At 31.6% G+C, this 10649-nt stretch carries 10 protein-coding genes; all 10 read right to left on the bottom strand.

Features of this window, described 5'->3' with window-relative positions:
• Nucleotides 1-105 precede the first annotated feature (105 nt).
• The 10 genes from Q0138_RS06890 to Q0138_RS06845 all read right to left on the bottom strand — a co-directional run bounded on the left by Q0138_RS06890 (nucleotide 106) and on the right by Q0138_RS06845 (nucleotide 10468).
• Nucleotides 106-1104: a GGGtGRT protein gene (locus tag Q0138_RS06890; protein WP_297982491.1), complete on the bottom strand. Its 999-nt coding sequence runs from the start codon at nucleotides 1102-1104 to the stop codon at nucleotides 106-108.
• A 20-nt stretch (nucleotides 1105-1124) separates the two neighbouring features.
• Nucleotides 1125-1817 carry an iron-sulfur cluster assembly scaffold protein gene (locus Q0138_RS06885; RefSeq protein ID WP_297982489.1) on the bottom strand — a complete coding sequence of 231 codons (693 nt, stop codon included), beginning with the start codon at nucleotides 1815-1817 and terminating at the stop codon, nucleotides 1125-1127.
• 249 nt (nucleotides 1818-2066) lie between these two features.
• Nucleotides 2067-2684 (bottom strand): cytochrome c biogenesis CcdA family protein, encoded by a 618-nt coding sequence (locus Q0138_RS06880; protein ID WP_297982486.1) that lies wholly within the window; start codon nucleotides 2682-2684, stop codon nucleotides 2067-2069.
• A gap of 189 nt (nucleotides 2685-2873) precedes the next feature.
• Nucleotides 2874-3410: a thioredoxin family protein gene (locus Q0138_RS06875; protein WP_297982481.1), complete on the bottom strand. Its 537-nt coding sequence runs from the start codon at nucleotides 3408-3410 to the stop codon at nucleotides 2874-2876.
• A gap of 275 nt (nucleotides 3411-3685) precedes the next feature.
• Complete coding sequence (locus Q0138_RS06870) at nucleotides 3686-4108, bottom strand: MarR family winged helix-turn-helix transcriptional regulator (RefSeq protein WP_297982478.1); 423 nt, start codon at nucleotides 4106-4108, stop codon at nucleotides 3686-3688.
• Nucleotides 4092-5468 carry an MATE family efflux transporter gene (locus Q0138_RS06865; protein ID WP_297982475.1) on the bottom strand — a complete coding sequence of 459 codons (1377 nt, stop codon included), beginning with the start codon at nucleotides 5466-5468 and terminating at the stop codon, nucleotides 4092-4094. The genes Q0138_RS06870 and Q0138_RS06865 overlap by 17 nt, the downstream gene beginning before the upstream one ends.
• Before the next feature lie 496 nt (nucleotides 5469-5964).
• A complete protein-coding gene (hisH, locus tag Q0138_RS06860; RefSeq protein WP_297982472.1) occupies nucleotides 5965-6561 on the bottom strand; it encodes an imidazole glycerol phosphate synthase subunit HisH in 597 nt (198 codons plus the stop codon).
• A gap of 166 nt (nucleotides 6562-6727) precedes the next feature.
• Nucleotides 6728-7831, bottom strand: coding sequence for a Ni-sirohydrochlorin a,c-diamide reductive cyclase catalytic subunit (cfbD, locus tag Q0138_RS06855; protein ID WP_297982494.1), 1104 nt, complete (start codon nucleotides 7829-7831; stop codon nucleotides 6728-6730).
• Between the two features lie 222 nt (nucleotides 7832-8053).
• Nucleotides 8054-9244: a redox-regulated ATPase YchF gene (locus Q0138_RS06850; RefSeq protein WP_297982470.1), complete on the bottom strand. Its 1191-nt coding sequence runs from the start codon at nucleotides 9242-9244 to the stop codon at nucleotides 8054-8056.
• A gap of 435 nt (nucleotides 9245-9679) precedes the next feature.
• The gene (locus tag Q0138_RS06845; RefSeq protein ID WP_297982467.1) at nucleotides 9680-10468 is read right to left on the bottom strand and encodes a proteasome assembly chaperone family protein; all 789 of its coding nucleotides are present in this window, start codon (nucleotides 10466-10468) and stop codon (nucleotides 9680-9682) included.
• Between the last annotated feature and the right edge of the window lie 181 nt (nucleotides 10469-10649).

Here is a 10649-nt window from a genome sequence, read left to right as displayed (position 1 = left end):
GAACTTAAAAAAAAGAAAATAAAATAAATTAAACTAAAAATAGAACTTAAAAAAAGAAAATTAAATAAAAATAAAAAAAGAAAAAATAAGAAATTAAAAAATAACTTATTTTAAGGCTTCCTCAACAGCTACTGCAACTGCTACAGTTGCACCAACCATTGGATTGTTACCCATACCAATCAAACCCATCATTTCCACGTGAGCAGGTACGGATGAAGATCCGGCGAATTGAGCGTCTGAATGCATTCTTCCTAAAGTGTCAGTCATACCATAGGATGCAGGACCTGCAGCCATATTGTCAGGGTGTAATGTTCTTCCAGTTCCTCCACCGGAAGCTACAGAGAAGTATTTCTTGCCTTCTGCAATACATTCCTTCTTATATGTTCCGGCAACTGGATGTTGGAATCTGGTAGGATTTGTTGAATTGCCTGTAATGGAAACGTCAACTCCTTCCAAATGCATAATGGCCACTCCTTCCCTTACGTCATCAGCCCCATAACATCTAACTTTAGCTCTTTCGCCATCAGAATAAGCCTTTTCTTTAACTACCTTAACCTCTCCTGTAAAGTAGTCGAATTCGGTTTGAACATAGGTGAATCCATTAATTCTGGAAATAATAAGTGCAGCATCCTTACCTAAACCGTTTAAAATAACTCTCAAAGGTTCCTTTCTAACCTTATTTGCAGAATTTGCAATACCAATAGCTCCTTCAGCTGCTGCAAAACTTTCATGTCCTGCCAAAAATGCAAAACATTGACTTTCCTCACTAAGCAACATGGACGCAAGGTTTCCATGCCCTAAACCTACTTTTCTATCATCTGCAACACTTCCAGGAATACAGAATGCCTGTAATGCCTCTCCAATAGCACTTGCAGCATCACTTGCCTTTTTACAATCCTTCTTAATTGCTATTGCAGCTCCAAGAGTGTATGCCCAGCAAGCATTTTCAAAACAGATTGGTTGAACATTCTTAACGATTTCATAAGGGTCAAAGCCTTTTTCATTACATATGGCCTTAGCCTCTTGAAGATCCTTAATGCCATATTTTTCTAAAACAGGAATGATTTGATCAATTCTTCTTTCATAACTTTCAAATAAACTCATAATATCTCCCCAATCCTTATTTATTCCTTCCTTGGGTCAATTGTTTTAACAGCATCATCAAATCTACCATATTGACCACTTGCCTTTTCAATAGCTTCTGCAGGATCCACACCATCCTTGATTAAATCAAGCATGATTCCAAGACTGATGTATTTATATCCAATAATTTCATCATCTTCATCCAATCCGATTTCAGTAATGTAACCTTCTGTAAGTTCAAGGTATCTAGGACCCTTAAGCTTTGTTGAATAGATTGTTCCGACTTGACTTCTATGACCTTTACCCAAGTCCTCAAGACCGGCTCCAACAGGAAGGCCGTCTTCGGAAAATGCTGATTGGGTTCTACCATAGACTATCTGTAAGAATAATTCACGCATTGCAGTATTGATTGCATCACATACAAGGTCAGTGTTCAATGCTTCAAGAATTGTTTTTCCAACAAGAATTTCACCAGCCATAGCTGCAGAATGAGTCATTCCAGAGCATCCAATTGTTTCAACCAATGCCTCTTCAATAATTCCTTCCTTAACGTTTAATGTTAATTTACAACATCCTTGCTGTGGTGCACACCAACCGATTCCATGAGTTAAACCAGAAATATCACTGATTTGCTTGGATTTAACCCATCTGCCCTCTTCAGGTATTGGAGCAGGGCCATGATTTGCTCCTTTACGAACAGGACACATATTTTCTACTTCATTTGAATATATCATATTTAAATCTCCAATTAAAAAATCATAATCATGAAATTAATTACTGTTTATATATTTATTTAAATCAGTATATAAATTGATTTTTTAATTGAAAAAATAAGTGAATTTAGTTTAAATAATTTGGAAAATTAGACTAGATTTAAAATTTTTTAAAAAAAAGTAGATAAAAATTAATGCTAAAAAAAGTAAAAAACACTTAAAATTAGTAAAAAAGAAAAATTAGAAATTAAATTTAAATTAATTAAAGCCCTAAAATAGAACTAAAAGAGACTCATACAACAAATAAAGAGCTCCGAAAATGACTAAAACTCCAAATACCTGGGAAATGTATTTTGTCTTATCAATAAGTCTTTCCAAATCAATCTTATTAATAATCAAGCTTAAAACAAGAAGAGTTAAAGCAAACCCAATACAATAGATAATTATATTTCCAACTGCATAGAATGGATCATTTGAAGCCACAAGCAAACCAATCAATGAAATCAAGTATCCGCTATAACATGGAGCCCAAGCGATTGAAGTTAAAAATCCCAAAATAAAAGAAGAGAGAAGACCTTCACCGCCATATGAAACTGACTTAAAACTTAATGAATAATCAAATAAGATCATTATTCCGATTACCAACAATATCAAAGCAGCGAGAATCCTTACATAAACTATATAATGATAAACAATAGCTGTAAAGAATCCAGTCAAAAATATGATTATAGTAAATACACTGAATAATCCTAAAACAAATGAAAATAGCTCTGTTTTAGTTTTAGACTTTAAACTAAAGGCTACAAATATTGGCAAAATAGCTAGGATACAGGGAGAAAGTATTGAAATAACTCCTGTAAAAAATGATATAATTGGAATAAACTCCATTTTAAACTCCTTATACAAATTAAATCAAGATTATTAATTAATAAAACAAATGAATTAGTAAAATTTTAAAAAATTAAATAAAATTAAAAAAAATTAATTAAATTAAAATAATTAAATAAATTAAAATAATTAATTAAATTTAAAAAAATTAAATAAAATTAAAAAATAAGTTAAAAATTCATTTAAACATTAAGGCCCCATCTTAATCTTAAAAGAATCTATTTCATTTAAAAACTCCTCAGGACCTACAAAACCTGAAACGCTATGGACCTCACTACCATTTTCATCCAAAAAGACAGTTGTAGGAGTTCCATAAACTTCAAAACTCTCTGCCATTTCATAATTGTCATTTACATCCACAAAAACTGGAATAAAATACTCATTAATTTCAGCTTGGACTTCAGAGTCTTTTAAGGTCTCTTCCTCAAATTGGTCACAGTAGGAACATGAATCCTGATCAAAGATAAGAATCACTGTTTTATTCAATTCTTTAGAATCATTTAAAGCTTGATAAGGGTTAAAACTAACATTCAATCCTAAAATATATGAATTAGAATAACCATTATTTGAAGTGTTCAAACTTAAGGAATTGTCAGTAAAGTTATTTTCATCATAACTATCAAAATAATTGTCCAAATCAGCAGCACTTATAGAACTGATTGAAATCATTATAAGGCCTATTAGAACAAGCCCTGCAAACATGTTAAAAAACTTATTTTTTCTCATAGTTTACCCCCATTAATAATAATTAAAATCCAAGACATATAAATATTGTCAATTTTAATTAATAAAAAACTTTTAAATTAACAAAAAACATGATTTTTAAAAAAATAAAATAAAAAAATAAGGCATGAAAAAGAAAAATTTTAAAAATAAATAAAAAATAAGGTCTAAAAAAGAATATTTTAAAAAAATAAATAAAACATGAATTTAAAAAATCAAAAAGAATGAATAAATAGAAAATAATTTATAAAATACTTAAAATTAAATTTAAAAACAAATTAAATCAGATTTTCACAAATCAATCTAAGGCTGTTCTTAAATTCCAAATATTTCTCTTCTCCAATTATCTCCTTAATTCTCTCATCCCATTCATCATCATAAGACATTACTTTTCTTGCAGTGTTTTCCCCCTTTTCAGTCAAGCCAATAACCTTGGTTCTTTTGCTTGGAATCCTTTCAATAAAACCCTTGTCCTCAAGTTTCTTAAGATTTCTTGCAACAGTGCTCTCATTTAACCTAAATGATTCAGCCAACTGTTCCTGAATGATTCCCTCATTCTTATAAACCTTGATGAGCAGTGGAAAAAGACCGAAACTTAAATCCTCATCCTTTACCTTTTCATTCAAATACTTGGCATGCTCACGATATAAGATGGAAATGAATGGAACAGAGGGCATATCCTCATCAAATCCTATTTTCATCCTTTCCTCTCCCTATCAAACGAGTGATATACCATTCAACACAGAGATATGCAATTAATGAACCGATTCCACCACCTAAAAGCATACCGCAGTATATTCCAAACTCTCCCATATTCATTGCAAAACCTAAAACGTATGCAAATACCAATACAAGGATGAATTCCCTGATTGTGGTTAATACAAAGGAAATTGATCCCTTACCAACACCTTGGAATACATTACCTGCACTTGCACCGAATGGAACATAAAGAATGAATAGACACATTATCTGTAGGAAACTTGCAATCAGCGGCTCCAATTGGGCGCTTGACTCAGAATATGAAAATATGAATGCAATTTGATTTGCAAATATGTTTATAAATATACAAACAATTATTGATGCAATCAATGCAACCTTTACCGCATATCTTGCTGTAACCCTAAGGTTTTCATATTTTTTAGCACCGAATGCAACTCCTGCAACGGAAATTGAAGCAGTACCGACTCCAATAGCCGGAAGCATACCTAAATTGATGATTCTCCATCCTGCAGTATAAACAGCCACGGCAACAGGGCCTGAAACAAGAGTAAGCATGAAATTAACAACAATTGTAAGTGCAGAAAGTATCAATTGCTCAAGGCTGGCAGGAATACCTACCACCAAAATGTCCTTATACATTGAAAGCTCATTGTGGAAGAATTTGCGGCCATATTTCAAATAGGTGTCCTTCTTAATAAACATCCAGTAAAACATTACCACAACTGAAAATATATGAGCAATAACTGTTGCCCATGCAGCTCCTGCAACACCCATATTCAAGGTGTAAATGAAAATAGGATCTATACACATATTGATTACAGCAGTCACTGCAATAGGTACTGTTGCCCTTTTTACATCTCCCTCTGCCCTGAATGCTCCTCCCAAAATTGGTGGAAGCAACATTGCAAATGCAAAAGCAAATATGATTTGCCCATAGCTTACAGCATAATCCAAGACACTTGTTGCACCCATTAGATTAAGCAATGGTTCTAAAAATACCAAAATAATAATTGAAACACATATTGAAAGGATTATTCCTAAAATAACGTTATGTATTGCTGCATTGTTTGCAGAATCCCTCTTTTCAGCACCTATATAACGGGAAATAAGGGAATTACCACCGGCTCCAATACCGTTTCCAATACCAATCAAGACCATAAAGAGTGGTGTGATATATCCAAGTGCCGCCAAAGGCTCTGCACCAAGCCCTGCCACCCAAATACTGTCAATAATGTTATTTGCAAAAATGAGAAACATGCTTGCAATGATAGGCAGAGACAATTTATTAATCGCCTTTTTAGGATCTCCAGTAATCATTTCAATATTTGAATTTTTCTCCATAATTTACCTCTTTTAATTAAAAATAAAAATAAAACATAATTGAAATTCTTAGTTAAGTTAAAAAAAACTAAAACAACCCCAAAATATAAAAATAAACTTAAATTAAGATTAATTAGTTAAAAATATAAAACTAACATGATTGAAAATAATTTTTAAACACTTGCATATGCAACTGTTCTATACTTGTATATGCAAGTGTTAGTATTTAAAGGTTTAGAATTTATAAAAAATGTAAATTTTTATAGACGATTTATAAAAGAAAATAAAAATAAGAATGTGAATTTTTATAGAAAATTTATAAAAAGAAAATAAAAATAAGAAAAATCTAAAGCTTGAAAAGCTTTAAAAATCAATTAAATAATAAAAAATAGCTAAAAAAAATAATAGAAATAAATAAAATAAAATAAAATAAAATAAAATAAAATAAAATAAAATAAAATAAAATAAAAAAAACTAAAATAAAAAAACAAAAAACGAATTTGGACAAATATAAAAATTAAAATTCCCAATTAACAAAATTTCTAAGTATTTTTAAACCTGGTTCCCCACTTTTTTCAGGGTGGAACTGAGTAGCAAATACATTGTCCCTTGAAACCGCTGCAGTTAAATTTAAACCATAATCACAAACAGCAGACAAATTAGATTCATCCTCAAGAACTGCATGATAAGAGTGTACAAAATAAAAGTCCTTACCATCAACACCATCTAAAATAGGACAAGGTTTTATCTGTTTCAATTGATTCCAACCCATATGAGGAATTTTTCTACCTTCCGGAATCTTTTCAACATTTCCCTTAAAGATATCCAAACCCTTTACTCCAGGAGACTCTTCACTGCTTGACAATAAAACCTGAAGACCTAAACAGATCCCTAAAAAAGGTTTTCCATCATTGATATGTTCAAAAATAAGATCCTTAAAAGGTTCAATGTTTTCCATAGCTGTTCCAAATGCACCTACTCCAGGAAGAACCAGATAATCTGCATTGGAAATTTCACTGGCATCACTTGTTATAATGGCTTCAGAACCTATCTTCTTAAAACTATTAGAAATACTTCTAAGATTTCCGCTTTTATAATCAATAATTGTAATCATAAATACTACCCAATAAATAAAAAATTTCCTTATCTTAAAATAAAATGAACTTTTATAAAAAAATTTCCTTATCTTAAAATAGAATGAAGTTTTACTAAAAAAATTAATATAATTTTAATTAAAATAACGATCAATTAAATTAAACAAAACTCAAAACTAATTAATTTTATTCAAGCTCCCATTCAATTACTGAACGTATCATCATACCAAAGTCAGAATCAACTATCTCATCTATACCTAATGTCTTGGAATGAGCATCTAACTCTGCAATTACATGAGTGTAAGACAATTCCCTAAGTGGTTGAACAAGTCTTGGACCGTCTGTAACTGCAATTGTCTCACAGTCAAATTCCTCAACATACAATGCATGAGGAACTCCTGCAACAATTATCAAATCAGGTTTAATTTCCTTTAAATACTCCTCCGCCTTTCTTGGAGTGATTGGATACTCATCAAGACCTCCAGTGATACAATCAATGTCAATGCCATTTGCATTCAATTCATTTCTAATATTAGTTGCATGCTGTCTAATCCTTGGAAGGCCGATGTTTTCATCCAGATTTGCAATATAATAAAGATTTTCAATCTCACTGTTTGAACCTGCCCCATCTACAAGAGGCGAAAAGTCACAATTTAAGATGTCTGCAAAAAGATAGGAAGTTTCCTTTTTGGCATTTAAAACAAAAGCAACCTTCTTGTTTTCCTTTAAGGCATCGACTATGATTCTTGCAACCTTTTCCTTATTGTCTCCAAAATTAGGCTTGATATACTTTCCTTGAGCCATTCCACGAGTTTTTTCAACTTCGGTAGCAAGCCTTAACATCTCATTTTGACGGTCTGCCTCTTCCTGAGGTATTACACCATATTCAACAGCTGCATTCAAAACTGCAATAGCCCCTTCAGTATTGTCTCCTTCACCAAAACCACCGTGGGATTCAACAGGAAGAACGACTGCATCAAGACCTAGATTTTCAATAGGCTCCTTTAAATCTTCTCCAATGATCATGCTTGCACAGGTTCCTACAATACCAATCAATTTAGGATTGAATGCATCATAAGCCTCCTGCAAGGTTTCTTCCAATTTGCTTGCAGCACCTAGAATAAAGTCATTTTCAGCCATTGCTGTAGTTACAACACGAACTCCATCACTTTCAAGAAGTCTGCCTGTTCTAAAGCAACATCCATGAGGGCCATGCATAATAATTACATCTGCATTTAAATCCCTTAAAGTGTATAGGGAAGCTGCTATTGGACTTGGACGAGGATGCATCATTTTTAATCACCTGAAATACAAAAATATAATGCTTAAATCATAAAACAAAACTAATTAATTAAATTAACAATTTAAATAAAGATTATCTGTCAACCATTGAAGCAAATAAATTAAAATATATAAATAAAGATTATCTGTCAACGATTGAAGCAAATAAATTAAAATATATAAATAAAAATTTTCTTCAACCCAAAAGGCAATTGAATTAAAATAACAAAATTAACCATGTGTTACAATACGGATAATATCTCCATCTTGGATTTCATAATCGCTTGCAATTCTCATGTTTTTCCTTGCATCAACTGCATGCATGAACTTGTCTCCAATGTCTGTATGGATAATATATGCAAATTGCTTAGGATTGGAACCTTTTGGAACAAGGAATGCATCTGGAAGAACATTGCCCTTCTGGTCTGTAAACTTGTGCTCATCGCTTACCGGATAAACAACAATCATGTCAAGAAGTTCAAATACAGCCTGATTCAATGCCTTTTGAATACCTGTACTTCCATAAACGTCTAATATATTGCTTTGAATATATTCCAAAGCCTTTATTTGATTGTCATTCAATTTATCCTTTTCAAGGATGTCAAAGCTTGAATCTCCTGAAACATAGGATATCAATCCTGCCCTTGCAGCGTTTACAAGTGCAAGTTCAGATTCTGCAGAGGTTGCAATTACATTAGGATATTTCTCTTTCATTCTTTCAATGTTTTCCCTTGCGCCAGGCAAATCTGCCTTGTTTGCAATGACAAGGGAAGGTTTAGCAATATTTAGGATATTGCGTACAAATTGAATCAGGTCTTCCTCTTCCCATTTGCCGTAATCAGGGTTTACAGTTCTTAAAGCTTCAATAACATCTTCAATCAGAATGCCTGTACCGGACAATTGGTCAAAAATAACTCTTGAAAAGTCAAGGTGTTCAGCTTCAACCTTACGGATAAGCCTTACCCAGTTTTTGCTGACGATTCCATACATCCACATAACGATTTCATGCTCAAGGAATTCAATGTCCTCCAATGGGTCATGACTTCCTAAATCCACAGGGTTCCCTTCTGCATCTGTGGAACCTGAAGCATCTATTACATGAATGAATACCTTTGCTTGCATAAGATCATCAAGGAACTTGTTTCCTAAACCCTTTCCTTCGTGAGCACCTGGAACAAGTCCTGCAACATCTATCAATTCAATAGGAATCAATCTTTTTCCATCCACACATTGGGAATTGTTTGGATTACATGTCACATCCAATTCATGACATGGACATTCACTGATAACGTGAGCAATAGCCTTATTTGCATCTATTGTGGTAAATGGATAATTAGCCATTTCAACCTTGGATGCAGTGGCTGAATTAAAAAATGAAGACTTTCCTACATTTGGTTTTCCTGTAACTGCAATTTGAAGCATAATATCATTCCTAATAAGTTAAAAAAGTAAATATGATTTAAATAAATTAAATTTTTTTAAATTGTATAATACTTTATTATATTTATTTCTAAAACTATAAAAAACTAATTAATAAAAGGTTTGTATTGTATGAAATTAAATTAAAAACTTATTAAAATCATTGCTAAAATTGAAAAAAGGATAATAATTATTAAAAATTATTTTAAAAAAAACCTTTAAAAATAATCTAAAAAATAATTTAAATAAATAAAATAACTTAAAAATTAAAAAAAATATTAAAAATTATGTGTAAATTAAAAAAAGAATTTAAAGAATAAAAATATTAAAAATATTAAAAAGATTAAAAATATTAAAAATTTTAAAAAGATTAAAAGATTTAAAAAGAATTAATAGAAATAGTTTAAAACTATTTCAAAAAGAAAAATTTTAAAGAAATTATCCAATATATCTAAGGTCGTCCTGAGGTTGTACCTGTTGTTGACCCATAGCCCTATTGAGCATTTCTTGTTCCATTTGTTGTGCCTTATTAATCATTTGACGAATTTCTTCAGCTCTTTCTTCCAATTCTTCAGTACTTACTTCAAGTTTTAAAAGAATAGCTAATTTTTGAAGTATGGCTTCAGCTGCTTCTGCATCAATAAAGTATCCTGGAGTTTTACCCATTAGACATGAGCCTTTCATTCCCCTGAGTCTGCCTAATCCTAGGAATAAACCAGAAGCTCCTACAATACCTCCATCTGCAGATCTGATTTCAATATCTGCTTCCTTAAGCATTTCAATACGTTCTTCATCAGTAGCGGCACCTAAAACTCTACCTTCAATACCTTCAATAGGCTGACCTACAGCCAAACCGCCTAATGTATAAATTTCCTTAGCCCCTAAACTTTCTACAAAGTCCAAAACAGAACCGCAGAGTTCGTATTGACCTTCAGGAGATAAGCCTTGACAATTACCAACAAGGAATATAAAATCTCTTTCATCCTCACCAGCAGATTTTAAGTAGTACAATTCATTAACCATATCCTCAATAACTCCCCCTTCACCTACAAGAACTTGAGGCGGGAAGTATGGAGAATAGATTTCCACAAATTTGGTAGCATCCAATTCATCAATAACATGATCAATAGCTAATTTTCCTACATGACCAATTCCAGGAAGCGCTTCAATAAATACGGGATTGTTTAAACTAACTTCTTCTAAAACATTAAATTGAGTTGTTCTCATCGTATCACCCTTAAACTATAAACCGTCCTAAAAATAATTATAAAATTAAATTAAGAAAAATAGTATAATTTAAAAATAAGAATAATAATAAAATAAAAATAGAAAATAATAAAGAAAAACTAATTAAAGGTCTAAAGAATTAAAAATAGATAAAATAGACTAAATAACTATAATCTATATG

Source organism: uncultured Methanobrevibacter sp. (assembly GCF_937906425.1).
GTDB lineage: Archaea > Methanobacteriota > Methanobacteria > Methanobacteriales > Methanobacteriaceae > Methanobrevibacter.
Note: the sequence above shows the minus strand (reverse complement) of the source record. Positions and strands in the feature narration are given on the sequence as shown.